The sequence below is a fragment of the Microbacterium sp. S1037 genome, from assembly GCF_048381605.1.
In the GTDB taxonomy this organism is placed as follows: domain Bacteria; phylum Actinomycetota; class Actinomycetes; order Actinomycetales; family Microbacteriaceae; genus Microbacterium; species Microbacterium testaceum_B.
Genome location: NZ_JBLWIG010000001.1, coordinates 2026255 through 2051514, shown reverse-complemented (window position 1 = coordinate 2051514; position 25260 = coordinate 2026255). Strand labels below are relative to the sequence as shown.

General features: G+C 70.7%; 21 protein-coding genes. 4 read left to right on the top strand and 17 right to left on the bottom strand.

Annotated features, from left to right (window positions below):
- Window positions 1-195: 195 nt before the first annotated feature.
- Window positions 196-1356 carry a PrsW family intramembrane metalloprotease gene (locus tag ACMW4R_RS09250; protein WP_058598100.1) on the bottom strand — a complete coding sequence of 387 codons (1161 nt, stop codon included), beginning with the start codon at window positions 1354-1356 and terminating at the stop codon, window positions 196-198.
- A gap of 83 nt (window positions 1357-1439) precedes the next feature.
- On the opposite strand from ACMW4R_RS09250, the gene ACMW4R_RS09245 reads away from it, so the two are divergent.
- On the top strand, window positions 1440-2306 hold the full coding sequence (locus tag ACMW4R_RS09245) for a fumarylacetoacetate hydrolase family protein (protein WP_418299729.1): 867 nt from the start codon (window positions 1440-1442) through the stop codon (window positions 2304-2306).
- 55 nt (window positions 2307-2361) lie between these two features.
- Here the strand turns inward: ACMW4R_RS09245 and ACMW4R_RS09240 are convergent, their stop codons facing one another.
- The 4 genes from ACMW4R_RS09240 to ACMW4R_RS09225 all read right to left on the bottom strand — a co-directional run bounded on the left by ACMW4R_RS09240 (window position 2362) and on the right by ACMW4R_RS09225 (window position 6538).
- A complete protein-coding gene (locus ACMW4R_RS09240) occupies window positions 2362-3825 on the bottom strand; it encodes an aspartate ammonia-lyase (protein ID WP_058614033.1) in 1464 nt (487 codons plus the stop codon).
- 224 nt (window positions 3826-4049) lie between these two features.
- A complete protein-coding gene (locus tag ACMW4R_RS09235) occupies window positions 4050-4949 on the bottom strand; it encodes a phosphodiesterase (RefSeq protein ID WP_418299728.1) in 900 nt (299 codons plus the stop codon).
- Window positions 4950-4997: 48 nt separating this feature from the next.
- Window positions 4998-5327, bottom strand: a complete 330-nt coding sequence (locus tag ACMW4R_RS09230) for a peptidase (protein ID WP_418299727.1) — start codon at window positions 5325-5327, stop codon at window positions 4998-5000.
- Window positions 5324-6538 carry an inorganic phosphate transporter gene (locus tag ACMW4R_RS09225; RefSeq protein ID WP_418299726.1) on the bottom strand — a complete coding sequence of 405 codons (1215 nt, stop codon included), beginning with the start codon at window positions 6536-6538 and terminating at the stop codon, window positions 5324-5326. Before ACMW4R_RS09225 ends, ACMW4R_RS09230 begins: the two co-directional genes overlap by 4 nt.
- Window positions 6539-6761: 223 nt before the next feature.
- On the opposite strand from ACMW4R_RS09225, the gene ACMW4R_RS09220 reads away from it, so the two are divergent.
- On the top strand, window positions 6762-8876 hold the full coding sequence (locus ACMW4R_RS09220) for a S9 family peptidase (protein ID WP_418299725.1): 2115 nt from the start codon (window positions 6762-6764) through the stop codon (window positions 8874-8876).
- 117 nt (window positions 8877-8993) lie between these two features.
- Here the strand turns inward: ACMW4R_RS09220 and ACMW4R_RS09215 are convergent, their stop codons facing one another.
- The 5 genes from ACMW4R_RS09215 to ACMW4R_RS09195 form a co-directional block, all read right to left on the bottom strand.
- Entirely contained in the window at window positions 8994-9515 is a 522-nt protein-coding gene (locus ACMW4R_RS09215) for a hypothetical protein (protein WP_058597702.1), read from the bottom strand.
- A gap of 751 nt (window positions 9516-10266) precedes the next feature.
- Window positions 10267-11295, bottom strand: a complete 1029-nt coding sequence (locus ACMW4R_RS09210; RefSeq protein ID WP_418299724.1) for a 6-phosphofructokinase — start codon at window positions 11293-11295, stop codon at window positions 10267-10269.
- Window positions 11296-11446: 151 nt separating this feature from the next.
- A complete protein-coding gene (locus ACMW4R_RS09205; protein WP_418299723.1) occupies window positions 11447-12502 on the bottom strand; it encodes a hypothetical protein in 1056 nt (351 codons plus the stop codon).
- 139 nt (window positions 12503-12641) lie between these two features.
- Window positions 12642-14801 carry a DEAD/DEAH box helicase gene (locus ACMW4R_RS09200; RefSeq protein ID WP_058597698.1) on the bottom strand — a complete coding sequence of 720 codons (2160 nt, stop codon included), beginning with the start codon at window positions 14799-14801 and terminating at the stop codon, window positions 12642-12644.
- A 319-nt stretch (window positions 14802-15120) separates the two neighbouring features.
- Complete coding sequence (locus ACMW4R_RS09195; RefSeq protein ID WP_418299722.1) at window positions 15121-17598, bottom strand: heavy metal translocating P-type ATPase; 2478 nt, start codon at window positions 17596-17598, stop codon at window positions 15121-15123.
- 107 nt (window positions 17599-17705) lie between these two features.
- Here ACMW4R_RS09195 and ACMW4R_RS09190 point away from each other — a divergent pair, with 107 nt between their 5' ends.
- On the top strand, window positions 17706-19073 hold the full coding sequence (locus tag ACMW4R_RS09190) for an MFS transporter (RefSeq protein WP_418299721.1): 1368 nt from the start codon (window positions 17706-17708) through the stop codon (window positions 19071-19073).
- Between the two features lie 44 nt (window positions 19074-19117).
- Here ACMW4R_RS09190 and ACMW4R_RS09185 read toward each other — a convergent pair whose 3' ends face one another.
- The 5 genes from ACMW4R_RS09185 to ACMW4R_RS09165 form a co-directional block, all read right to left on the bottom strand.
- Complete coding sequence (locus ACMW4R_RS09185) at window positions 19118-20062, bottom strand: bifunctional riboflavin kinase/FAD synthetase (RefSeq protein ID WP_058597695.1); 945 nt, start codon at window positions 20060-20062, stop codon at window positions 19118-19120.
- Complete coding sequence (locus ACMW4R_RS09180; RefSeq protein ID WP_058597694.1) at window positions 20059-20478, bottom strand: hypothetical protein; 420 nt, start codon at window positions 20476-20478, stop codon at window positions 20059-20061. Before ACMW4R_RS09180 ends, ACMW4R_RS09185 begins: the two co-directional genes overlap by 4 nt.
- A gap of 172 nt (window positions 20479-20650) precedes the next feature.
- Window positions 20651-21019 carry a hypothetical protein gene (locus ACMW4R_RS09175; RefSeq protein ID WP_418299720.1) on the bottom strand — a complete coding sequence of 123 codons (369 nt, stop codon included), beginning with the start codon at window positions 21017-21019 and terminating at the stop codon, window positions 20651-20653.
- Entirely contained in the window at window positions 21016-21900 is an 885-nt protein-coding gene (gene truB / locus ACMW4R_RS09170; protein WP_418299719.1) for a tRNA pseudouridine(55) synthase TruB, read from the bottom strand. The genes ACMW4R_RS09175 and truB overlap by 4 nt, the downstream gene beginning before the upstream one ends.
- The gene (locus ACMW4R_RS09165) at window positions 21900-22379 is read right to left on the bottom strand and encodes a hypothetical protein (RefSeq protein ID WP_418299718.1); all 480 of its coding nucleotides are present in this window, start codon (window positions 22377-22379) and stop codon (window positions 21900-21902) included. Before ACMW4R_RS09165 ends, truB begins: the two co-directional genes overlap by 1 nt.
- Before the next feature lie 162 nt (window positions 22380-22541).
- Between ACMW4R_RS09165 and ACMW4R_RS09160 the strand changes: the two genes are divergently transcribed.
- The gene (locus ACMW4R_RS09160; RefSeq protein WP_418299717.1) at window positions 22542-23408 is read left to right on the top strand and encodes an A/G-specific adenine glycosylase; all 867 of its coding nucleotides are present in this window, start codon (window positions 22542-22544) and stop codon (window positions 23406-23408) included.
- Window positions 23409-23602: 194 nt separating this feature from the next.
- On the opposite strand, the gene ACMW4R_RS09155 is transcribed toward ACMW4R_RS09160, so the two are convergent.
- Together ACMW4R_RS09155 and rbfA are read right to left on the bottom strand one after the other, a co-directional pair.
- Window positions 23603-24586 carry a lysostaphin resistance A-like protein gene (locus ACMW4R_RS09155; RefSeq protein ID WP_418299716.1) on the bottom strand — a complete coding sequence of 328 codons (984 nt, stop codon included), beginning with the start codon at window positions 24584-24586 and terminating at the stop codon, window positions 23603-23605.
- Window positions 24587-24709: 123 nt separating this feature from the next.
- Window positions 24710-25195, bottom strand: a complete 486-nt coding sequence (gene rbfA, locus ACMW4R_RS09150) for a 30S ribosome-binding factor RbfA (RefSeq protein WP_418299715.1) — start codon at window positions 25193-25195, stop codon at window positions 24710-24712.
- Between the last annotated feature and the right edge of the window lie 65 nt (window positions 25196-25260).

Sequence of the window (25260 nt, the reverse complement as noted above, 5' to 3'; positions counted from 1 at the left end):
TGCCGCGGCGATGCCTGCGTGTCTCCCGGGCGCTGAGTTGGCCTACATCGATGGTGCTCCGGCGTCGAGGCGCTGTCAAGACCCCGCGCGCGTCGCGGCGGGAGCAACGCGGCCGGCGCCACGGCGCGAGCGACGCCGCGCGATCCCGGCGCGAGCGACACCGCGCGCGTCACGGCGCGAGCGACGCCCCGAGAGTCACGGCGCGAGCAACGCCGCGCGCGCCGCCGTCGTGCGCTCCAGCAACTGACGCTCGGTCGCGACGGCGTGCGGGTCGCGGCCCGAGAGCGCCCGCTGTCGCGCGGCGGCGAGCGCCGTGGCATCCACGATGAAATTCTTCATGATGCCGGAGCGGTCGCCGCGCAGCGTGCGCGCCCAGGCCACCGCCGAGCGGCGACCGGGAGCCGTGGCGAGCATCTCGACCTCTTGCGGGGTGAACCATCCCGCGTCGGCGTACTCGCCGAGCCGGACGCGGGTGAGCCGGGATTCTTCGCGACGGAGCAGCAGGATGCCGACGATGAACGCCACGAACAGGGGAACCTGCAGCGTGGCGTACACCTCGAAGAAGTTGAAGAACGTCGCCGATCCGTTCCACACCGCGTGCAGGACGATCGCCCCGATCAGCCCGGGGACGGCGTAGCCGAGCGCCTGGCCCGTCCGCAGCGACCGCCGCGCAGCCAGCCCGAAGGCGAAGCCCGTGAGGCTGGTGAACATGACGTGGGCGAACGGCGACAGGACCGCGCGGAGGAAGAACGTCGTCGCGACCTCCCCCGGCCCGCCCTCGAGGTAGCCGATGGCGAAATACTGCACGTTCTCGGTCAGGGCGAATCCCGCGCCGATGAGGGCGCCGTACACGATCCCGTCGACGGGGCCGTCGAAGAAACGGCGCGCGAAGGCGTACAGGAGCAGCAGGCCGAGGCCCTTGGCGACCTCTTCGACGATCGGCGCCTGAACGACCGAGCTGACGGCATCCGGTAGTCCCCCCGTGACCAGCGTCACCAGCAGGTCGACACCCAGCGCGATCGCCACCGACGCCACCGCACCCCACGCGACGGCGAAGATCAGCAGGCGCCGCGGCTCGGGCTCCCACCGGTCGATGTAGCGCACGACGAACCACACGACGACGAAGGGGATGACGGCGAGAACGAGCCCGATGAAGGATGCCGCGGGCCCGAGGAACCGTGTGAAGTACAGCACCAGGAGGGCCAGCACCGGGACGAGCAGCGCCGCCACGATCCACAGCGCCACTCCCCCTCCCCGCACCCGCGGCGGAGCAGCCGAGACGGCGACGGGCGGGGTCGTCGAAATGCGGGCCGGTTGCCCGGGCGAGGGCTGGGAGAGCGGCGAGGGGTAGCTCATGCGACACAGCCTAGGGGCCACCCGCTCGCACGATCCGAGGGTTGTGGAGCCGGTCGACGCGAGGCGCCCGGTAGCGTGGAGGCATGCGTTTCGCCCACGTCCGTTCCCCGGAAGGGGCGGAGTCCCCTCGACTGGTCAGCGTCCACGCCGAAGAGTTCTCCTTCGTCGACGAGTTCTTCGACGGTGCTCCCCGCACCCTTGAGGAGCTCATCGCGGGCGGCGACGAGCTTCTCGATGCGGTTCGGGATGCCGCGACCTCGGCGCCGCGGCATCCGCTGTCCGGCGTCTCCTTCGCGTCGGCGGTCCTCGCTCCCCCGTCGATCCTCGCGGTCGGCCTGAACTACGCCGCGCACTCGGGCGAGCTGGGGCTCAAGACCGACGCCGGCCCGACGGTCTTCGTGCTGTGGCCGAACTCGCTCACCGCGCACGAGGCGACGACGTCGTGGCCCCGCGCACTCAGCGAGGCGGTCGACTACGAGGCCGAGCTCGGCGTGATCATCGGACGCCCGGGCCGCGACGTCGCCGAGGCCGACGCCCTCGATCACGTGTGGGGCTACACCGTGGTCAACGACATCACGGCGCGCAACATCCAGTTCTCGGAAGCCCAGTGGTCGCGCTGCAAGTCGTTCGACGGTTTCACCCCGACGGGGCCGTTCGTCGTCACCGCCGACGAGATCCCCGACCCGCAGGACCTGCACATCTGGACCGTCGTCGACGGCCACACGGTTCAGGATGCCAGCACCGGCCAGATGGTGCGGTCGGTCGCGACGCTCATCCACAAGCTGTCGGAGTCGGCGACGCTCCTACCCGGAACCCTTATCTCCACCGGCAGCCCCGGGGGCGCGGGCTACTCGCGCGACCCGCAGATCTTCCTCCGCGACCGCTCGACCGTCACGGTCGGCATCGACGGGATCGGCGAGCTGACGACGCACTGCCGCATCCTCGACTGACGACACCGAACGCGAGAGGGGCGGGACCTGGCGGTCCCGCCCCTCTCGCGTTCGCTCACTCCTCGACGACGCTGTCCGCGGCGCGCTGGACCGGGATCGCCTGCGTGATCGGGTGCAGGCCTGACAAGCGCGCGGGCGAGAGCTGCTTGGTGACTTCCTCGCGCGACATGAGCCCCGCCTCGACGACGAGGTCGGCGACGTTGCGGTGCGTGAGCAGCGCCGTCTTGGCCAGGGCCGCGGCCGCCGCGTAACCGATGAACGGCGTGAGGGCGGTGACGACGCCGACCGAGGAGCCGACCATCGCACCCAAGCGCTCGCGGTTCGCCGTGATGCCGTCGACGCAGTTGACGCGGAGCGTCCACATCGCCTGGCGCATCCACGTGATCGACTGGTAGATCGAGTGCGCGATGACCGGCTCGAAGGCGTTGAGCTGCAGCTGACCGCCCTCGACCGCCATCGTCACGGTCATGTCGGCACCGACAACCGAGAAGGCGACCTGGTTGACGACCTCGGGGATGACGGGGTTGACCTTGCCGGGCATGATGCTCGAGCCCGCCTGGCGCGGCGGGAGGTTGATCTCGGCGAGGCCGGCCTGCGGACCGCTCGAGAGCAGGCGCAGGTCGTTGCAGATCTTCGACAGCTTGATCGCGTTGCGCTTCAGCGACGACGAGAACGACATGAACGCGCCCGTGTCGCTCGTCGACTCGACGAGGTCGGTCGCGGTCTCGAGATCGAGGCCCGTGATCTCGCGCAGGTGCCGGAGGACGGCCTTGCCGTAGCCGGCGTGAGCGGTGATGCCCGTGCCGATGGCCGTGGCCCCCATGTTGATCTCGTAGAGCAGGTAGGCGTTCTCGGTCAGGCGGCTGTAGTCCTCGCCGAGCGTCGTGGCGAAGCCGTGGAACTCCTGCCCCAGCGTCATCGGCACGGCATCCTGGAGCTGGGTGCGACCGACCTTGAGAACGTCGTGGAACTCGTCGGCCTTGGCGAGGAACGACTGGCGGAGGAGCGCGAGCTCCTCGAGCAGGCTCTTCAAGGTCAGGGCGAGCCCGATCTTGATCGCGGTCGGGTACACGTCGTTCGTCGACTGACTGCGGTTGGTGTCGTCGATCGGCGAGAGGAACGCGTAGTCGCCCTTCTCACGGCCCGCCATCTCGAGCGCGATGTTGGTGATGACCTCGTTCGCGTTCATGTTCGTCGAGGTGCCGGCACCGCCCTGGATGACGCCCACCGCGAACTCGTCGTGGAACTCGCCGTCGATCACCCGCTGCGCGGCGCGATCGATGAGGTCGGCCTTCGCCGGGTCGAGCACACCGATCTCGCGGTTGGCGCGGGCCGAGGCCTGCTTGACCATCGCGAGGGCGCGGACCAGGTCGGGGTACACCGAGATCGGCCGCTTGGCGATCGGGAAGTTCTCCAGCGCGCGGGCGGTGTGGATGCCCCAGTACGCGTCGAGGGGGATCTCGAGGGTTCCCAGGGAGTCGGTCTCGGTGCGGGTACGCGTCTTTGCGTCCAGAGTCATGTGTCGTCCTTGTGGGGTCACGTGAAAGGGGATGCCACGAGCCTAACCACCACGACCAGGAGCGCCCGTGGACACGGCGGCCTGTCGGCATCCTCGAACCGTCCGCGGTGTCGGTTGCGGGGGCGGCGCTCGGCCGCGGCGGGCGAAGCGGTCGGCTCGGTGGACAGCGGTGGCAGGGCGCGGCGCTCGGCGATGCCCGCGCGGCGTGGCGGCGGGCGCGGCGCTCAGCGCTTGCGCGAGAAGGCCTCGAGCCGCCCCTCGGGCGTGAGAGCCGCCATCTCGTCGACCCACGCGGGGGTGAAGTAGCCCGACGTGTCGGCGTCGACCACCGGGACGACGGCGTGGGTGATCGTGTCGTCCCAGACGTGCACGAGGTGGAAGGACTGACCGGCGTCCATGCCGTTGACCTCGTCGGCCGGGCGGGCGAGATCCATCGTGTAGCAGGACGCGGCCGCGACGCTCACGGGCACGCCCGCGAACGTCCCCGACGTCGAGTAGTGCAGGTGCCCCGCGAGGATCGCGCGGACGTCGCTGCCCGCGATCGCCGCCGCGAGTCGGGGTTGGTCGCGGAGCTCCAGGATGTCGAAGAAGGGGATGTGCGTCGGCAGCGGCGGGTGGTGCAGGGCGAGGATCGTGCCGAGGGGTGCGGGCGTCGCGAGCTCCTCGCGCAGCCACTCGAGCTGCGCGGCATCGAGATCGCCGTGGTGCCAGCCCGGCACGGTCGAGTCCAGCGCGATGATGCGGAGTCCGTCGAGGTCCCACACACCGGTCACCGGATCGAGGGACGGCTCTCCGTCGAGGAGACCGGCGCGCAGCGCGGGGCGCTCATCGTGGTTTCCCGCGACCCAGATGACCGGCGCTCCGAGGCGCTCGGCCCACGGCTCGACCGCCGCGCGCAGCGCCCGATACGCCTCCGGCTCGCCGAGGTCGGTGAGGTCACCCGTGAACACGACGGCATCGGGACGGACGCCGGTGGCCTCGGCGGCATCCAGGGTCCGTCGCAGGTTCGCGGCGGTGTCGTACCGCTCGCCGAGCAGGCGATCGCCGCCCAGCAGATGGGTGTCGCTGAGGTGGAGGATCACACGCCGCGCGGGCGCGTGCTGACCGAACTGCACGGATGCCATGGGCTCAGCCTAGAAGAGGCCTCCGACACGCGATCCGCGCGCGCACCGTCAGTGGTTGAAGAGGATCAGCAGAAGGGCACCGAGGACGGCCACCGCGCACACCCCGAAGCACAGGTACGCACCGATGAGCGCGACCCGCTTCTGCCCGTCGCTGAGCGGATTGCGCGCCGCCGCCTTGGCCGCCGCCTTCTCGGCGCGGCGCCGCTGCTTGTCGGTGAGGACGGTGATGGCATCCGTGAACTCGACCGGCGCGACCAGGGGCGGGCGCCCGCCGCGCACGAGCAGGCGCAGCCCGAGGGCGTAGAAGGTCACGACGATCGAGGCGCCGATGATGGCGGCGACGAAGACGTGGAGGAAGGCTTCCCAGTCGATGGTCACGCGTCGTCCTTCCCGGAGCGCTCGAGACGGCGTTGGCGACGCGTCGGGCCGGGCTTGCGCGGCACCTTGACGGCGGCGCCCGAGTCGGCGACCTCGCTCATCGCGTTGGCCGAGGTGACCGAGTCGCGGCGCGAGCGAAGGAAGACGCCGAGGATGATCGCGACGGCGATCACCGCGTCGACCGCGACACCCCAGCCACCCAGCCACACCACGATGAGCGCGGCCGCGGCGCCCACGGCACCCGCGGCGGGGAGCGTCAGGACCCAGCCGATCATGATGCGGCCGACGGTGTTCCAGCGCACCGTCGATCCCCGGCGCCCGAGGCCCGAGCCGATGACCGAGCCGGACGCGACCTGCGTGGTCGAGAGGGCGAAGCCGAGGGCACTGGACGCCAGGATGGTCGCCGCCGTCGACGTCTCTGCCGAGAAGCCCTGGGCCGGCTTGACGTCGGTGAGTCCCTTGCCCAGGGTTCGGATGATGCGCCAGCCGCCCATGTACGTGCCGAGGGCGATCGTGATGGCGCACGCGAACACGACCCAGATGTGCGGATCGGGATCGGATGCCGACTGCCACCCCACGGTGATGAGCGCGAGCGTGATCACACCCATCGTCTTCTGCGCGTCGTTGGTGCCGTGCGCGAGCGCCACGAGCGATGACGTGAAGATCTGACCCCAGCGGAAGCCGTCGCGACCGTCGGCCTTCGTGTCGTACCGCCGGGTGACGCCGTAGGCGATCTTCGTGACCGTGAAGGCGATGATGCCCGCCGTCAACGGCGCGATGAGGGCGGGGAGGATGACCTTGCTGAGCACGACGCCGGTGTCGATGGCCGAGACGCCGACGCCCACGAGGGTCGCGCCGATGAGGCCGCCGAACAGCGCGTGCGACGAGCTGGACGGCAAGCCCAGCAGCCACGTCAGCATGTTCCAGGTGATCGCGCCGATGAGCCCCGCGAAGATGATCGGCGGGAAGATCTCGGGCGAGAGTTGATCCTCGCGGATCATGCCTCCGGAGATGGTCTTGGCCACCTCGGTCGAGAGGAACGCTCCGACCAGGTTCAGACAGGCCGCGAGGAGCACGGCGACCTTCGGCTTCAGCGCACCGGTGGCGATGGGCGTGGCCATCGCGTTCGCGGTGTCGTGGAATCCGTTGGTGAAATCGAAGAACAGTGCCAGGCCGATGACCAGCACGATGACGAGGGCTGCGCTCTCCACCGTTCGCTTTCCGTGAGGAGGAAGAAGGGATGCCGACGGGATCGGCGCGACGAACGAAGAGTTCACCTGGAGTTCGACACCCGTTCACCGAGGTCGCGTGGAAATCATGTCACCGGCGACCACGACGGTCAAACCGGGTGGCCCGAGGCCGTGGCATCCGCAGGTTCTTCCCGGCTGGGGAACGCCCAGCCGGAGTGTCGGCACGGCCGACTACCGTAAAGGGGTGACCGATATCGACGTTTCGTCCGTTCCGCCCGTCGCCGCCCGTCGTCCCGTCCCCCGCTCGCACCATGGTGACACGTTCGACGATCCCTACGAGTGGCTGCGCGCGAAAGACGACGCCGAGGTCGTGGCCCACCTCGAGGCCGAGAACGCCTACACCGACGCTCGCACCGCGCACCTGGCATCCCTCCGCGACGAGATCTTCGGTGAGATCAAGGGGCGTACGCTCGAAACCGACCTGTCCGTCCCGGTGCGCCGCGGCGACTGGTGGTACTACGGACGCACCGTGGCGGGTGCCCAGTACGGCATCCAGTGCCGCGCTCCCCTGACCTCGCCCGACGACTGGACCCCGCCGCAGCTCTCGCCCGACGAGCCCGTACCCGGCGAGCAGGTGCTCTTCGACGGCAACGTCGAGGCCGAGGGAACCGACTTCTTCTCGCTCGGCAGTTTCGAGATCTCGAACGACGGAACGCGCATGCTGTACGGCATCGACGTCGCCGGCGACGAGCGGTACACCGTGCGCGTGCGCGATCTGACGACGGGCGAGACGCTCCCCGACGAGATCCCCGGCACCTTCTCGGGGGCCACCTTCTCCCCCGACGGCCGCTTCATCGTCTACACCACCGTCGACGACGCGTGGCGCCCCGACACCGTCTGGCTGCACGAGATCGGCACGGCGGTGGAAACCGACGCGAAGCTGTTCCACGAGCCCGACGAGCGGTACTGGGTCGGCGCCGACTTCACGCGCAGCGACCGGTACCTCGTCATCGGCGTCGGCTCGTCGATCACCTCGGAGGACCGCCTGATCGACGCCGACGACCTGCGCGGCGAGGCCCGTGTCGTCTGGCCGCGGCGCGAGGGCGTCGAGTACTCGGTCGACCACGCGGTCGTCGACGGCGAGGACGTGCTCTACATCCTCCACAACGATGGAGCTCTCGATTTCGAGCTGGTCCGGGTCTCGGCATCCGATCCCGAGGGAGCGCGCGAGATCGTGGTCCCGCATCGCGTGGGCCAGCGCCTGCTCGGTGTCGACACCTTCCGCGACTGGGGGGTCATCGCCTACCGGCGCGACGGTCTCGCCCGCCTCGGCCTGCTCTCGTACGCCGACGGAGCCGTCGACGAGATCGCGTTCGACGAACCGCTCTACAGCGTCGGAACCGGCGGCAACCCCGAGTGGGCACCGCCCGTCCTGCGGCTGGGCTACGGCTCGTTCGTGACCCCCGGCACCGTGTACGACTACGTCATCGCGACCGGCGAGCTGCTCCTGCGCAAGCGGCAGCCGGTCCTCGGCGGCTTCGACCCCGCCGACTACGGGCAGGCTCGCGTCTGGGCGCCTGCGGAGGACGGCACGCGAGTGCCCGTGTCGCTCGTCTGGAAGCGCTCGTTCGGCGAGCCCGGCTCGGCACCACGACCGGTGCACCTCTACGGCTACGGCTCGTACGAGCACTCGATCGAGCCCGGCTTCTCGGTGCCGCGCCTGTCGCTGCTCGACCGTGGCGTGATCTTCGCGGTCGCGCACGTGCGCGGCGGCGGAGAGATGGGGCGCCAGTGGTACGAGGACGGCAAGCTCCTCGCCAAGCGCAACACGTTCACCGACTTCGTGGCCGCGGGGCGCCATCTGGTGTCCGAGGGGTACACGAGCCCCGACCGCATCGTCGCCGAGGGCGGCAGCGCCGGCGGTCTGCTCATGGGTGCCGTCGCGAACCTCGCGCCGGAGCTCTTCGCCGGGATCCTCGCCGACGTGCCGTTCGTGGATGCGCTGACCACGATCCTCGACCCGTCGCTCCCCCTCACGGTCATCGAGTGGGACGAGTGGGGCGACCCCCTGCACGACGCCGACGTGTACGCCTACATGAAGTCGTACTCGCCGTACGAGAACGTGCGCGAGGGGGTCGAGTACCCGCGGATCCTCGCCGTCACGTCGCTCAACGACACGCGCGTGCTGTACGTCGAGCCCGCGAAGTGGGTGCAGCGCCTGCGCGAGGTCGGCGCCGACGCCCTGCTGAAGTGCGAGATGGTCGCCGGCCACGGCGGCGTCAGCGGCCGCTACAACGCGTGGCGCGAGCGCGCGTTCGAGCTGGCGTGGCTGCTGGACGTGCTGGGGCTCGCGGATTAGGTCGACGACGGGCAGCCGCGGCGGCGGCTGGCGGGTTGTGTGTCCCACTTTTGTCGGTGCATGTCCCACTTATGGCTGGTTATCGACGTCTCAACCAGCCATAAGTGGGACAAGGGGTCACTGGCCGGGACGCCACCCCGCCCGGAGCAACGCGGCGCGCACGAGATCGACGGCGGCGGAACCGTCCCCGCGCAGGTGATGGCTCAGGACGCGCACATGATCCCAACCCGCATCTCGGATCGCTGCCCAGCGGTCCGCGTCGCGAGCGAACTGCCGTGGATCCTCGGCATGCACCCGCCCGTCGTACTCGACGGCGACACGCCACAACTCGTAGGCAAGGTCGATCTCCGCGACGAAATCCCCGCGTGTCGAAAAGATGTCGATGTTGACGTTCGGTTCCGGCAATCCGTGGCGCACGAGGACCAGGCGCAGGCGGGTCTCGCGGGGTGACCTCACGCCCGGGCGAGCCAGATTCAGCGCCCGCCGCAAGATGCCGCCCCGGACATCTCCCATGAGAGTGATCTCGGCATCCAGGTCGGCGGCAGAGGCGAGCGGCTGACGGCCGGCCAGGAGTGCGTCAGCGCCCGCGACCAAGTCGTCGAGCGGCCAGAGTCGACCGCACTGCCGCCACGCGCGCACGGCGTTCTCGATAGGGATCCCCTCGGGTCCCGCTTCGATGGCAGGTTCCCGTGTCTGCAACCTGTGACCCACGACACCGCGGGTGCGAGGCTCGCGCGCGGGGCGATGCGCTGATACATGCAGCCGCGGCGTATACGGCCACTCGGGTGTGCTCAGACCCCGGAGGACGAACACCGTTTCGTGGCTGAAGAACTGCCCCTCTCCGAGTCGGGGCGCGTACGCCCGGCACCGCTCGAGGATGCTGTCGTCGTCGCCGAGGGACCGCGAACGCACACCGTGGAAGGGGGTCACGAGATCGGAGGCGCGGAGGCGGGTCCTGCTCGCCCCCTTTCCGAGTGCTTCCGCGACGTGGAATCGATCGGGCAGACCGTCCGGTAGGGGGCTGCGTCGAGTCATGCTCCATATTCCCGGCCGTCGAGCCGCGCGGCGGCGTTCTCCACAGCCCGCTCGCCTGATCCGCTCTTGTGAAGGAGGCGCCCCTCTTAGGCCGAACCAAGCGTGTCCCACTTATTGCCGGTTGGAGGCGCACTGACCGACCACAAGTGGGACAGACACCGTCATAAGTGGGACGAGGGTCATAGGGACGCCGCGCGTGCCCGCTGCGCCTCCTCACGCTTACCCAACGCCGCACCTGCACACCGCCACGCACACCTAACGCGGCCCGCCACGCACACCTACCGCGGCGCGCATCCAGCACCAACGACGACGCCCCGCCCCGCGCGAAGCGGGACGGGGCGTCGAGACGAAAGGCTCAGCCGAACAGCGCCGCGGCCTCTTCGTAGCGGTAGAGCGGGACGCTGTTGAGCTCGCCGAGCGCGTCGGCGAAGGGCACGCGCACGATGTCGGTGCCGCGCATCGCGACCATCTGGCCCCAGGCGCCTTCGTGCAGGGCGTCGGCGGCGTGCAGGCCGAGGCGCGTCGCGAGCACGCGGTCGAACGCCGAGGGCGAGCCGCCGCGCTGAATGTGGCCGAGCACCGTCGAGCGGGTCTCGATTCCGGTGAGACGCTCGATCTCGGGGGCGAGCAGCTCGCCGATGCCGCCGAGGCGCGGGCGGTTGAAGGCGTCGAGCCCCTTGTCGCTGAACGCCTCGTCCATTCCCTTGAGCTTGAAGCCCTCCGACACGACGACGAGCGGCGCGCGGCCGCGGTCCTGCGCGCGGGTGACCTGTTCGACGATCTCTTCGATCGACATCGGCACCTCGGGGATGCAGATCACGTGGGCGCCCGCCGCGATACCGGCGTGCAGCGCGATCCAGCCGACGTGGCGCCCCATGACCTCGGCCACCATGCACCGCTGGTGCGAGTCGCCGGTGGTGCGGAGGCGGTCCATGGCATCCGTCGCGATGTTGACGGCGGTGTCGAAACCGAACGAGTAGTCGGTCGCGCGCAGGTCGTTGTCGATCGTCTTCGGCACGCCGAGGACGTTGATGCCGTCCTTCGACAGGCGGTCGGCCGCGGCGAGGGTCCCCTCGCCACCGATGGCCAGGATGCCGTCGAGCCGGTGCCCGTACATCGTCTTGGAGATGTTCTCGGCACCGCCGCGCACGCCCTCGTACGGGTTGGTGCGGCTCGTGCCGAGGATCGTGCCGCCGACCTTGGACAGACCCTTCACCTCGTGACGGGTCAGCGGGAAGAAGTCGCCGTCGACCACGCCTCGCCATCCGTCACGGATACCGACGAACTCGATGTCGTAGTTGGTCGTGCCCTTCAGCACGACGCCACGGATGACCGCGTTGAGACCGGGGCAGTCGCCGCCGCTGGTCAGGATGCCGATCTTCATGGGCAGAGTCCTCTGGTGCTGTGGTTCGGGTGGAGGGAGGCGCCATTGCCGTCTTCGACCCTATCGCCGCGGGCGGGAACGGTGCCACACGGCGGTCCGGATGCCGACACCCCGACCCGACCGACCTGTTCGAGCCGGCCCAGGGCCAACGTCACGCGCGGGTCCAGGTGTCACCATCGCGAACCCACTCCTGCTCCGGCGCCGAGTGCTCGACCGGTGAGAACCAGAACGTCTCGTCGGGCCCCCACCCGGCAACGGTGCTCGCGCCGAGGTCACCGAGGTCGATGACCCGACCGGCCGTGGAGAGGTACCCGTTCACGCTCAGGTGCACCCCCGCGGCTTCACCGGCGACCGCGGCCCAGTCGGGCTGCACCCACATCCCCTCGCGCCCGGTCGCCCATCCCCACACATTGCGCCGGCTCGCGGTGACCGGGAACGGATGCCGCCGACACAGCGCCGCCCACGACTCGGGGCCGTCTATCTCGATGACATCACCGTCCGGTGCGGCGATGGGTCGAACGCGTGCGGAGGTCCACCCCCAGGAGTCTTCGACGAGCGTGAGACCGACCGGCCCCGCTGTCCCGCGCGCACGTGTGGAACGTGGAAGAGCGAACGAGGGCGTCGACCACCACGACCCCGAGAGACGGACGTCGCCGATCTGTCGGGCGAAGGAGGTCTCTTCTGCGACCTGCTCGTTTCGCCACTGGGCCGACAACTCTTCGGGCGACCTCGTCGAGGCGGGAGAGTTCTCCCAGCGCACCATCGCCTGCGTGTCTAGCTCGACCCCGCTCCCCCACCACTCGATCACGGGCGCTCCGGCGACCGCCGATGCGACCCGCTCGAGCACCGGCCGCAGGTCCTCGGTCGCCGCCAGGACGTCCTCGCCGAAGGGCGGCTGCCAGTACGTGGCGAGGTCGACAGCGAGAGACAGGGCCGTGAAAAGGAACGCCTCGCTGAGCTCGGGGATCGGGACCCGCGCCAGTGCGGCGGCGGCTTCGGCGGGTGACACCTCCGGTTCGGTGAACGACGCGGCGTCTCCCGCTATCGAGACCATCCTTCCCGAGTTCTCGTCGAGCGCCTGCGCGGCCCACGAAACGGCCCAGGCCGCATCGCGTGCCTCCGGCCCGTCGGGGACGAGCCGCAGAACTTCCAGACACAGCCGGCGTCCGCGTGGTCCCGCGAGCAGGGTGTCGATACTGAGGGTCATCCGCCGACCTTAGCGAGGGTGTCGGAGAGCGAGGCGGGCTTCGATGGACCCGCACGCGTGGTCAGCCGCGCGATTGCGGGCCACGCCGAACAAGCGAACGCCCCGGAGCCGAAACCCCGGGGCGTCCGTCGAAGCGGGCTCAGGCCGCGCCGAGCGCCTGACGCAGCAAGTGCATGAGCGCCGACAGCTGAACCGAATCGCTCGAACCGGGCTCGATCGCCTGGCCGTCGAGGGCGCGCGCCGCGAGGCCCTCCTTCGAATCGATGAGCTCGGCGATCTTGGTGTCGATCGTGTGGGCGGCGATGATGCGCCACGCGGTGACGGGCTCCTCCTGGCCGATGCGGTGCACGCGGTCGATCGCCTGCGTCTGCTCGGCGGCGGTCCACGACAGCTCGGCGAGCACCACGTTGGACGCTGCCTGCATGTTCAGGCCGACGCCGGCGGCGGTCAGCGAACACACCGCGATCCCGACATCGGGGTCGCTGTTGAACGCGTCGATCGCTGCCTGGCGCGCGGTCGAGGTCTGCTCGCCCCGCACCGACACCGCCTTCAACCCGGATGCCTTGAAGTGGGCCTCCGCGGCATCCATCACGTCGATGTGCTTGGCGAAGAACACGACCTTACCGACCGAGCGCTGCAGCTGCACGGCGTAGTCGGCCGCGAGGTGCGCCTTGGCCTGACCGATGCGGCGGACCATCGTGAAGACGTTCTCGCTGCCGGAGCCGGCGGCCTTGCTCTCTTCGAGTTCGCCGTGCGCCACGAGACGGACGATGTCGTCGTCGATCTCGCCGGGAGCGAGGCCCCGGTCACCGCGCGCCTCGAGGATGCGGCGGTACTTCGCCGCGAGGCGGGCCCCGAGTTCGCGCTCGGCCTGTCGGATCGAACGGCCGTACTCGTCGTCGAGCTCGACGGGGAGGTCCGCGACGAGCTTGTCGGGCAGGTCGGCGGCGACGTCCTTCTTCTTGCGCCGGACGATCCCCATCGAGATCACGGCCTCGCGCGCCTCGGGGTAGAACGCCTTGTCGGCGGGCGTCAGACCCGTGGCATCCAGTTTCTCCATCAGCTCGGGACCGGGCTTCTCGCCGTTGGTCCACCCGAGGAAGCGCCAGATCGCGTCGAAGTCCTCGACGTCGTTGATGAGCGGCGTACCGGTGAGGGCGAGCATCAGCGGGTCACGTGTCTGCTGACGGACACGGGATGCCAGGGCCAGGACGTTCTGCGAGCGCTGCGACGTGAGGTTCTTGATGAAGTGCGCTTCGTCGACCACGACGCCCTTGAGGCCGATCGACGACAGCCACGAAAGGTGCCGGTCGAGGATCTCGTAGTTGACGATGAAGACGTCGGCGAAGGCGTCGATGTCGGCGCCGCCGCCCGAGATGACGGTCGCCCGACGCTGGGGCGTCCAGCGCTGCACCTCGCGGGCCCAGTTCATCTTCACGACGTTGGGCACCACGACCAGCAGCGGGTACGCGTCGGCCACGGATGCCGCGAGCACCGACTCGGCGGTCTTGCCGAGGCCCGGCTCGTCGGCGAGCAGGAAGGAACGATGTCCCAGGCGCACGGCCTCGAGGAAGCGCGACTGGTGCGGCATGACCTCGAGCCCGCGAGGAGAGACGCGATCGAACTCGGGGACGGGCGGCAGGTCCATGCTGGCGGCCGACCCACCGGCGCCGGTCTCGAAGGCCTTGTAGAGCGGACCCATGAGCTCCCAGCCGTCGAGCCGGCGACGCGGGGCGTCACCGTTCGAGCGCGGGGTGAGGTCGGGCGCGAGGAAGGGATTGGCCATCTGGCGCGCCTCGATGGACGGCGGGATGACCTGCTTCTCGGCGAGAGCCGCGGGCACGACGGGCGCCACCTGGGGCGCGGTGTCGGTGATGATCAGCTCATCGGGCGGCAGCTCCGCACCGGACTCCAGCAGCCAGTCGCGGCGCATGCGTCGGGCGACGGGCGAGGTGGCCGCATCGACCTCGAGCAGCTGGATGAGCGAGGTGTCGCGCGCGGCGGTCTTCGCGAGAATCGTCGCGACCCCGTCGAGGCGCTTGAGCAGCTCGGCACGGGCTGCGTCGGTGATCTCGGTGTCGGCCTTGACGCGGGCGCGTTCCTCGCGGACGAGGAAGGCGATCACCTGGAACTTCACCCGGTTGGTCGGGCCGAGCTTGCCCCGCTGGGCCTTCGCTTCGACCTCGCGCACCTTGCGCGCCAGGATCGGGATGACGGGGGCTTCGTCGTCGCGTCGCGAGGACGTGGTCTTCCTGCGCCGCTGGCTCGAGCCTCGGGACGCGGTTGCCGTGGTCGGCATGCTCCTCCTGAGCGTGTCGTCCGGACACCTGTCCGGGACGTTCCGGCGCGAGGCCGGCGGATCGGTGACCCCGGGGAACGTCGCTCGGCACGCCGCCTGAGCGGCGGTACCGGCGACCCGCGACGCGTCTACACCGGAACGGCTCGCGAGACAGCGGGTGACGGGGTCCAAACCATTCTAGCGCCCGCAGCGGCCGTTCGCGTGAGCTGTACCGGCCGCGACCTGGTTTGGGGCGCGTTCTGCCGTTCGGGGCGCGAAATACTCCGCCCCGAACGGCAGAACACGCCCCGAACCCGCAGGAGACCGGCCGCGACACGCCCTAGGACGCCCGACGCAGCCGCAGGCTGTTCAGCACCACGAACACGCTCGAGAACGCCATCGCCGCTCCCGCGATCATCGGATTCAGGAGCCCCAGGGCGGCGAGCGGCAGCGCCGCGACGTTGTACGCGAACGCCCAGAACAGGTTGCCGCGAATGATCCGCATCGTGCGACGACTCAGCGCGACCGCCGTGACGATCCCGCGCGGATCGTCGCGCATCAGCGCGATGTCGCTCGCGTGGAGCGCGGCATCCGTCCCGCCGCCCATGGCGATCCCGAGATCCGCGGATGCCAGGGCGGCGGCGTCGTTGACCCCGTCACCCACCATGGCAACGGTGCGCCCCTCGGCCCGTAGAGCCGCGATCTCGTCGACCTTGCCCTCGGGGAGGACTCCGGCGCGGACACGCTCGATCCCGAGCTCCGCCGCCACGGACGCCGCGATGCGCGCGTTGTCACCCGTCAGCAGCACGGGCTCGAGACCCATCTCGCGCAGACGGGCGATCGCCTCGGCGCTCTCGGCACGCACGGTGTCGGCGATCTCGATCACGGCGCGAGCACGGAGGGCGCCGTCGGCACCCGCCCACCCCACGACCACGACCGTGCCCCGCTCCTCGGCCGCGTCGACCGCCGCCTCCAACTCGGGGGTCAGCGCCCCTCCGCGTTCCACGATCCAGGCGGCACGCCCCGCGAAGACGCGGAGACCATCGACCGTGCCGATCACACCGCGTCCGGCGATCGCCTCGAGATCGGTCGCGGTCTGCCCCGCTCCCGCGGCCGCGACGATGGCCGCCGCCACCGGGTGCTCCGAGCCGCGTTCGACGGCGGCTGCGCGGGCGATCGCGTCCGTGGCATCCTCCCCCTCCGCGGCGACGACGTTCGCGACGCTCATCCGGCCGCTCGTCAGCGTGCCGGTCTTGTCGAGCACGATCGTGTCGATGCGCTCGGCGGATTCGAGGGCCTCGGGTCCGGTGACGAGGACGCCCAGCTGCGCCCCCCGCCCCGTGCCGACGAGGATCGCGATGGGAGTGGCGAGACCCAGCGCGCACGGGCAGGCGATGATGAGAACGGCCACGGCCGCCGTGAACCCGGCGGCGAGCGGCTGCCCCGCGATGATCCAGGCGACGAGAGTCAGCACGGCGAGCACGATGACGACCGGCACGAACACGCCCGAGATGCGATCGGCCAGACGCTGCACGCGACTCTTTCCGAGCTGCGCGTCCTCGACGAGTCGCGCGATGCGGGCGAGCCGTGTCTCTTCGCCGACCCCGGTCGCCCGGACCGTCAGTCGACCGCCCGCGGTGATCGTGCCACCGGTCACCGCGGATCCCGCGGTCGCCTCGACCGGCATCGACTCACCGGTGAGCATGCTCTCGTCGACCGAGGCACGGCCGTCGACGACGACTCCGTCGGTGGCGATCACCGCACCCGGGCGTACGACGAACACGTCACCCACGCGCAGCTCGTCGATCGGCACGCGGCGTCCGTCGACCAGCTCGGCCTCGCGCGCGCCGAGGTCGAGGAGGGAGCGCAGCGCCGCGCCCGCGCGGCGGGTCGAGCGCTGCTCGATGAAGCGCCCGAGCAGCAGGAGCACGGTCACCGCGGCGGCGACCTCGAAGTAGACGACCGCACTGGCGTCGTGCACCGGCCCGAAGAGCATGACCTCGTGACGGATGCCGATCCGCCCGGCGTTTCCGAAGAAGAGCGCCCACACGCTCCACAGGTACGCGGCGAAGGTACCGAGCGTGATGAGGGTGTCCATCGTGGCGGCAGCGTGGCGGGCATTCCGCAGGGTCGCGCGGTGGAACGGCCACCCGCCCCACAGCACCACCGGCGTGGTCAACACGAGCGATACCCACTGCCAGCCGGGGAACTGCCACGCCGGCACCATGCCCAGCGCGACCACCGGGATCGCCATCGCCGCCGACGCGAGCAGACGCGTCCGCAGCGGTGTGGACCCGGGCGCGTCGGAGGTGTCGTGGACGTGGCCCCCGTGATCGGAGCCGTGGTCGAGGGCGCCGTGGTCACGCGCGCCGTGGTCAGGCGCGCCGTGGTCGTGCGGGCCGTGGTGGTGGACGGGACCAGCGCCGTCGGCGCCGTGGGCATCGTGCGGGAGCGCGCCGGTGCCGTGGTCGGGTGCATCGAGGCTCTGCGCCGTCACGGCGTCGATCTCTCCGCCGGGCGCGGGCACCGGAACGGATGCCACGGGCTCGACGGTCGCGCGGGAGGCGGCCCGCGTCCGCACGGTGGCGTCGTACCCCGCGGCGCGCACGGCCTCGACGAGCGCCGTGGTGTCGAGCCCGGCCGGGTACTGCACCCGCGCCGTCTCCGTCGCGAGATTGACCGCCGCTCGCACTCCCTCGACGCGTCCGAGACGCTTCTCGACCCGCGCGACGCAGCTCGCACAGGTCATGCCCTCGATGTCGAGCACCGCCTCCGCGACATCGGTGCCCGACGTCGCGGCATCCCTCGATCCGTCCATGGTTCCTCCCGGGGTTCTCACCCACACAACAGGATACCCCCTGGGGGTATTCCGGGATCGGGACGAAAATCGGACGCCCCCGCGGCGCGCGACCCTACGCTGGACGGATGAGCGACACGATGACGAAGCAGCAACGGGTCGTTCTGACGATCGCGGTGCTCGCGTCGTTCGTGTCGTTCCTCGACGGCACCGTCGTCAACGTCGCCCTCCCCGCGATCGCCCGCGACCTCGGCGGTGGGCTGAGCACCCAGCAGTGGGTCGTGGACGCGTACCTCGTGACCCTCGGCGCCTTCATCCTGGTCGCCGGTTCGCTCAGCGACGTCCTGGGGCGTGTGGTCGTCCTGCGGATCGGCCTGATCGGGTTCGGTATCACCTCCGTCGCGATCGCGGCCGCACCGACCGCCGAGTTCCTCATCGTCGCGCGCGCCCTGCAGGGGGTCGCCGGCGCTCTCCTCGTGCCGAGTTCTCTCGCGCTCATCACCTCGACGTTCCGCGGCACCGCACAAGCCCGGGCGATCGGCATCTGGACCGGTGCCACGACGATCGCGATGCTCGCGGGTCCCCTCATCGGCGGTCTCTTCGTCGACACGCTGTCGTGGCGGCTGGTGTTCCTCGTGAACGTGGTGCCGATCGCGGTCACGCTGTGGTTGCTCCTTCGTCTCGGTCACGCCGACCACCGGCGCCCGGACGCACGCGTCGACATCCTCGGCGCGGTGCTCTGCGCCGCAGGCCTGGGCGGGATCGTCTTCGCGCTCATCGAGCAGCCGAACCTCGGGTGGTCCTCCCCCGTGATCTGGATGCCGGGCGCCCTCGGCATCCTGTCGTTCTCGGGGTTCCTCGTGCGCCAGCGCTTCGCTCGACAGCCGATGATGCCGCTGGGCCTGTTCCGCTCCCGCAATTTCTGGGCGGGGAACCTCGCGACAGTCTTCGTGTACGCCGCCCTGTCGCTCAACGGCTTCGTCGTCAGCGTGTACCTGCAGCAGGGGGCGGGGCTGCCCGCGACGCTCGCCGGTCTCGCGTCCCTCCCGAGCACGCTTCTGATGATCCTGCTGAGCTCACGGATGGGCGCCCTCGCCGGGAAGTACGGCCCGCGCCTCTTCATGACGTTCGGGCCGCTCGTGATGGCGGCGGGAGCGCTCCTGCTGCTGAACGTGCGCACGGACTTCGACTACTGGACGCAGGTGCTTCCGGGCATCGTCGTGTTCGGTCTCGGTCTCACCGCGACCGTGTCACCGCTCACCGCCGCGGTCCTCGGCGCGATCGAGACCGAGCGCTCCGGTATCGCCTCCGCGGTGAACAACGCCGTGTCGCGCGTCGCGGGACTGCTCGCGATCGCCGCGGTCTCGGCCGTCGTCGGCGGCTCGCTCGATCTCGACGGATTCCACCGGGCCGCGGTGTTCACCGCCGTGCTGATGCTGCTCGGGGCCGCGTCGTCGTTTCTCGGCATCCGGAATCACCTGTCGCGTCGCGACTGACGCGCTTGCGCCCGCGCGGCCCTGCCCGCGCCCGCGTCCCCGCGTCAGCGCAGGATCGCCCGCGTGCGCTCCACGTCGTCGGCCATCTGCACCAGCAGGGCGTCGATGCCGTCGAACGCGACCATCCCGCGGACGCGCTCCACGAAGCGCACCTCGACGTGATGGCCGTAGAGGTCGAGGCCTGTCTCGTCGAGGACGTACGCCTCGACCTGGCGCGCATGCACGTCGTCGAAGGTGGGATTGGTGCCGACGCTGATGGCGGCGGGATAGCTGATGCGGCGTCCGCCCTCGACGTCGACGAGCCACCCGGCGTAGACGCCGTCGGCGGGGACGAACCCCTCGAGGTCGGGTGAGAGGTTCGCCGTCGGGTAGCCGAGTTCGCGTCCGCGCTTGAGCCCGTGCACGACCTCGCCCCAGACGGAGGGGGCACGGCCGAGCAGGCGCGCGGCCGTCGTGACGTCGCCCGCCGAGAGGGCCTCACGAATCCACGTCGACGACACGCGCCGATCGGCGTGCACCGCGCGCACATCGTCGACCACGTCGACGCGGAAGCCGTGCTCCGCTCCCATGCGGGTCAGGAGGTCGGGGTCGCCCGCACCGCCCGCGCCGAAGCGGAAGTCGCGCCCGACGAGCACCGTCCGCGCCTGCAGGGCGTCGACGATCACGCGGCGCGCGAACTCCTCGGCGGGGATCGCGGCGAGGGCTTCGTCGAAGGTCAGCAGGAGCGTGGCATCCACTCCGGCCCGGTCGAGCAGATCGAGCTTCTGGTGCGGGCCGATCACGTCCGGCGGGCAGCGGTCGGGCCGAAGCACGCTGAGCGGATTGCGGTCGAACGTCACCGCGACGACCTTCGCGCCGTCGGAGGCGTCGACGCGGGCGCGGTCGATCACCGCGCGGTGACCGGTGTGCACGCCGTCGAACTTGCCGATCGCGACGACCGACGGTCCGAAATCCGCGGGGACCTCGGCCGCGTCGCGGAAGACGATCACGACGCCGTCCGGCGGTGGCGCATCAGCCACCAGAGCCCGAGGAAGGGCAGGACGAGCGGAATGAAGAGGTATCCGTAGCCGTAGACCGACCACACGGTCGGATGCTGGAACAGCGCGGGGTCGACGAGGCTCAGCGTGCCCACGACGAGCACGCCGACAAGTTCGAAGCCGATCGCGATCCACGCCACGCGGTACCACGCCGGCCGCGCCGAGAAGATGAGCGCGAGCGTCGCGAGGATGTACACGACCGCCGCAAGGGCCGACAGTGAGTACGCCAGCGGGGCGTCATCGAACTCGCGCACGATCTGCACGAAAGAACGGCCGGTGGCGGCGAGCGCCATGATGCCGTAGACGACGACGAGGACACGGCCGATGCCGGTCATCCCCCGGGTGCGGGTGGGAGTGGTGGATGCCATGACTCAACGATTCTAGTTGGCGCGCGCGGTCGCCGCCCGGCGTGGCCTCCGCCGGACACCCTGACACCGGGCACTCGGTGGCTTCGACGAGCTCCGCCACCTCGACGCAGGCCCCTGAGTCTGTCGAAAGAAGAGGGACCGGCGCGCAGCCGCTCGCCACGGCATCCACCCCTCAGGCCAGCTGCACCGTCCAGATCACGTGCATGCGCCAGACCATCACGGCGACCGCCAGGGCGGCGACGCCCATGATCACGGTGCTCCACCGACTGCGTTCGATGAGCGCCCACGCGGCGCCCGCAACCGGCACGAGGGCGGCCGAGACGAGGTACGTCCAGAACTCGAGCAGGCTGCCGGACGGTGGGTTTCCCGCCAACGGCGCGATGATCGCGACCACGATCTGCACGATGAGCAGCAGTTCGATGAGAGCGAGCGAGCCGACGGTGACGTCGCCCGGGCGGCGGCCGATGAGCCCCGCGACGATCGCGACGATCCCGGCGAGGACGGCGATACCCACCTGCGCGAGCGTGAACCACAGGATCATCGGGCGACCTCCTCGGGCATGTTCATGACGCTCTTCAGCTGCGCGCCCCGCTTCTCCACGATGCCGACGAGCCGCCCGTCGGGGTCGATCGCGGCGGCCACGGCCCCCGTCAGGCGACCGCCGCCGTCGATGCGCTTACCGTGACGCAGGTCGCGGGCCTCGTCTTCGCCGACGGCGATCGCGCCCACGACGACCGAGGCGGCCGTCGCCGGGTTGACGAGCCGCTCCTCGGCGATGTCGTCGACGGATGCCGCGGCGGCGACGTCGAACGCGCCGATGCGCGTGCGGCGCAACATGGTGAGGTGCCCACCCACGCCGAGGGCTCGGCCGAGGTCGCGGGCGAGAGCGCGGATGTAGGTCCCGCTCGTGCAGTCGACGACGACGTCGAGCTCGACGGCCCCCTCGCCCCGGCGAACGGCATGGACGTCGAAGCGCGACACGGTCACGCGACGCGCCTTCAGCTCGACCTCCTCCCCCGCGCGGGCGAGGTCGTAGGCACGGCGCCCCGCCACCTTGATCGCCGACACGGTGCTCGGCACCTGCTCGATGTCGCCGGTGAGGTCGGCGATGCCCGCGGCGATCGCGTCGTCGGTGACGGTCGTGGCATCCGTCCGTGACGTCTCGACCCCGTCGGCGTCGTCGCTGTCGGTCGAAACACCCAGCAGGATCGTCGCCTCGTACGTCTTGTCGGCGCCGACGATGTACCTCAGCAGCCGGGTCGCGCCCTCGACACCGAGCACGAGCAGCCCCGTCGCCATGGGGTCGAGGGTGCCGGCGTGCCCGATCTTGCGAGTGCCGAGCGCGCGTCGGGCGCGCGACACGACGTCATGGCTGGTGATGCCCCCGGGTTTGTCGACCAGGAGGATGCCGGGACGCACCATCAGCAGAAGTCCCCGAAGACCTGCACGGGGTGAGCGGGGTCGGAGTTCTCGACGATCGCCGACGCGGCCGCCTTCGGCCGCGCGGTCGCGAGGTAGTGCTTCTCGGCGTCGGGGAGCTCGGGGCGCGGCGAGCCGATCGGCGGGTTGCTCTCGAGCCAGACCGAGTAGTTCCACAGTCCCCGGCGCTCGGGCGCGTGGAGGAAACGTCCGTCGACCACGAGGGCGGCGTCGCCCTCGCCCGCGCGGAACGGCGCGACGATGCTCTCGCGGACGTCGGGCTCGGAGTCCCCGACGCTCGCACGCTCGACGGGTGTGCCGTCTTCGCCGAGCACCGCGGCGAACCCGTCGGCGAAAGCCCGCGTCTGGTCGGCATCCAGTCCGTCGACGGCCACCACGACGCGGCCCGCGCGGGCGTTCTGCCGCATCAGGTCGCGCAGGCTCCGCTGCAGAGTCTGGACGGGATTCTCGGGCGACGACATGCTCCCAGCCTACTTTCGACCACCGACACCGATCCGCCCGGCCGCCGGGATCGCACGCATAAACGCGATCCGCGCACAGAAACGCGCTCTCCCCGTGTTTCTGTGCGTGGATGCCGTTTATGCGCACCGACCGAGACGCACGCGCGCCCGTAGGCTGGACGGATGCCAGGACTCGCCGCCCCGCTCATCGCGTGGTACCGCGACGCGGCGCGCGACCTCCCGTGGCGCCGCGAGGGGTTCGGCGCGTGGGGCACCCTCGTCAGCGAGTTCATGCTGCAGCAGACACCGGTGAACCGCGTCATCCCGCACCTCGAGGCGTGGCTCGAGCGGTGGCCCACGCCGTCCGATCTCGCCGCCTCCCCGCCCGCGGAAGCGGTGACCCGGTGGTCGAACCTCGGCTACCCCCGGCGTGCGCTGTGGCTGCACCGCGCGGCCGTCGAGATCCGCGATCGCCATGACGGCGTCGTTCCGCGCGACGTCGACGCGCTCCTCGCGCTGACCGGAATCGGCGATTACACCGCGCGCGCTGTCGCGGTCTTCGCCTACGGCGATCGGCATCCGGTCGTCGACACCAACACCCGGCGTGTGCTCGCCCGCGCCGTCGAAGGTCGCGCGCAACCGGGCCCGCCGCACCGGCGCGATCTCGAGCGCATGGATGCCGAACTCCCCGCCGACATCGCGGAAGCGGCGATCGTGAACGCCGCCGCGATGGAGCTCGGGGCGATCATCTGCACGGCCCGATCGCCGAAGTGCGATGCCTGCCCGCTGGCCGCGCAGTGCGCGTGGCGCGCGGCCGGCTACCCCGCGTCCGAGGACCGCCGCCGTAAGCAGGCCACCTACGAGGGCAGCGACCGGCAGGCGCGCGGAGCGGTGCTCAAGACCCTGCGGGAGGCGGCGCCGACTCCCGTGCCGCTGTTCGCGGTGCTGCCCGACTGGCCGGACGCGACCCAACGCGACCGCGCGATCGACTCGCTGATCTCGGACGGTCTCGTCGAGGCCGAGGACGACCTGCTCCACCTGCCGCGCTGACGTCCGGCCGCGCTGACGTCCGGCCGCTCTGCCCGAATGTCCGACCACAGCCGCGGGGGCAGGGCCGCGGCCCCGCTGTACCGTCGCGCGGAGTCCGTCGCCGACACGCCGTGACCGGGCCCCGCCCCGCGGCGTGTCGTCTCCCGACTCCGCCTGACGGCACGGCATGGCACGGCCCTGCACGACCCGGCGACTCAGGATGCCGTCGACGGAACCTCCGCCGGCGCCCGCCGGCGGTCGGGACCCAGCTCGGCTGCCAGGCGCGCGGGACGGAACTGCCCCAACACCACCAGGACGGCGATGACGACGGCGAAGACACCCCACATGACCACGCCGAGGGGCGACATCACCATCAACGGGGGCGTGGGCGCGCCCGCGGCGAGGAACAGCGCCACCATTCCCGCCGAGGCGTTGAAGGCCCCGTGCGCGAACACCGCCGGCCACACCGATGCGGTGCGCAGACGCGTCCACCCGAGCAGGACCCCGAACAAGACGCAGCCGACGATCATCAGCAGCACGCCGAAGGCGTTCGGCTCGGCGAAGTTGTAGCCGAGCAGGATCAGCGGCGCGTGCCACAGTCCCCAGAACGCCCCCGAGATCAGAAGCGCGGGCCAGGTTCCGAGCGGGCGCAGGGCGGGCAGCAGCCAGCCGCGCCAGCCGAGTTCCTCGCCGAAGGCCAGCGGGGCGTTGAACAGCGCCCCGAGCGGGATCATCGCCAGCTGCACCACGACCAGCACGCCCATCGGCGGGAGGGGCGTCCCCGCCGGGACGGCTTCCTGGAGCGTCTGGGCGAACCCCGAGAAGCCCACCAGATCGAGAGTCAGGATGCCGGTCACCGACATCACGAAGAGCCCGAGCGCCACGAGGACGGGAGCAGCGAAGATGACCGCCACGCACATCCAGATCGTCCGTGCCGCCGGGCGCAGCGGCCACATGCCGAGTTCGCGCAGGACCACGCGCGCCCCTCGGCGCCCGCGCGTGCGCCGCTGCACGAGGAGGGCAGCGACCGTGGCCAGCGCGGGAGTGAACATCATCGCCGCCGCGACCAGCCCGAAGAAAAGATCGTGAAGCCCCCGCCCTCCCAACCAGAGGGGAAGGGCGACCAGCCAGGACAGAACCAGCGAGGTCACCGCGAACACGGCGATCGCCGGCCAATCGGGTCGATTCTGTACGTGCATACCTCGACCGTAGGACGAGGGCTCTCCCGACACCTCCCCCGTGAGACGGAGGTCACCCCTCGAACGACGACGGCCGGATGCCACCCCCTCGGGGTGTGACATCCGGCCGTCGTCTCAGCGGGTTCAGGCCCCGTCGTCGCGGTCTTCCTCGTCCTGCTCGTCGTCCTCATCCTCGTCGTCGAGGTCGTCGTGCTCGCGCGGCTTCACGTATGGGTCGGCTTCCCCGGCGTAGCTGGCGGATGCGGCCAGGCCCGCGACGGACTCGTCACGCTCGCGCGCCTCGCGCAGCAGCGCGGAGATGTGGTCGGCGTTCTCGGGGATCGCATCGAGGATGAACTCGAGCGTCGGGGTGAGTCGCGTGTTGAGGTTCTTGCCGACCTCGCTGCGCAGCATGCCGGTCGCCGACTTCAGCGCCGCCGCGGTGTCGTTGCGGTGCGCCTCGTCGCCCATGACGGTGTAGAACACCGACGCGTGCTGGAGATCGCCCGTGACGCGCACGTCGGTGATCGTCACGAATCCGAGCCGCGGGTCGCGCAGCCCCTTCTCGAGGCGCTCCGCGAGCACCACGCGGATGCGGTCGGCCACCCGGGCCTGTCGTTCCCCTGCCACGTCCTTCTCCTTCTTTCCCTGTACCGCCGCGAGTCGAGCGCCCCGCGGCTCATCCGCCGGGTGGG

Coding starts and splice junctions, on each gene's coding strand:
- ACMW4R_RS09240 (WP_058614033.1), bottom strand. CDS start 3,825: ATGACTCTGGACGCAAAGACGCGTACCCGCACCGAGACCGACTCCCTG.
- ACMW4R_RS09210 (WP_418299724.1), bottom strand. CDS start 11,295: ATGAAGATCGGCATCCTGACCAGCGGCGGCGACTGCCCCGGTCTCAAC.
- ACMW4R_RS09235 (WP_418299728.1), bottom strand. CDS start 4,949: ATGGCATCCGTGCAGTTCGGTCAGCACGCGCCCGCGCGGCGTGTGATC.
- ACMW4R_RS09195 (WP_418299722.1), bottom strand. CDS start 17,598: ATGGACGGATCGAGGGATGCCGCGACGTCGGGCACCGATGTCGCGGAG.
- ACMW4R_RS09205 (WP_418299723.1), bottom strand. CDS start 12,502: ATGACCCTCAGTATCGACACCCTGCTCGCGGGACCACGCGGACGCCGG.
- ACMW4R_RS09245 (WP_418299729.1), top strand. CDS start 1,440: ATGCGTTTCGCCCACGTCCGTTCCCCGGAAGGGGCGGAGTCCCCTCGA.
- ACMW4R_RS09200 (WP_058597698.1), bottom strand. CDS start 14,801: ATGCCGACCACGGCAACCGCGTCCCGAGGCTCGAGCCAGCGGCGCAGG.
- ACMW4R_RS09155 (WP_418299716.1), bottom strand. CDS start 24,586: ATGCACGTACAGAATCGACCCGATTGGCCGGCGATCGCCGTGTTCGCG.
- ACMW4R_RS09165 (WP_418299718.1), bottom strand. CDS start 22,379: ATGTCGTCGCCCGAGAATCCCGTCCAGACTCTGCAGCGGAGCCTGCGC.
- truB (WP_418299719.1), bottom strand. CDS start 21,900: ATGGTGCGTCCCGGCATCCTCCTGGTCGACAAACCCGGGGGCATCACC.
- ACMW4R_RS09190 (WP_418299721.1), top strand. CDS start 17,706: ATGAGCGACACGATGACGAAGCAGCAACGGGTCGTTCTGACGATCGCG.
- ACMW4R_RS09250 (WP_058598100.1), bottom strand. CDS start 1,356: ATGAGCTACCCCTCGCCGCTCTCCCAGCCCTCGCCCGGGCAACCGGCC.
- ACMW4R_RS09160 (WP_418299717.1), top strand. CDS start 22,542: ATGCCAGGACTCGCCGCCCCGCTCATCGCGTGGTACCGCGACGCGGCG.
- ACMW4R_RS09180 (WP_058597694.1), bottom strand. CDS start 20,478: ATGGCATCCACCACTCCCACCCGCACCCGGGGGATGACCGGCATCGGC.
- ACMW4R_RS09175 (WP_418299720.1), bottom strand. CDS start 21,019: ATGATCCTGTGGTTCACGCTCGCGCAGGTGGGTATCGCCGTCCTCGCC.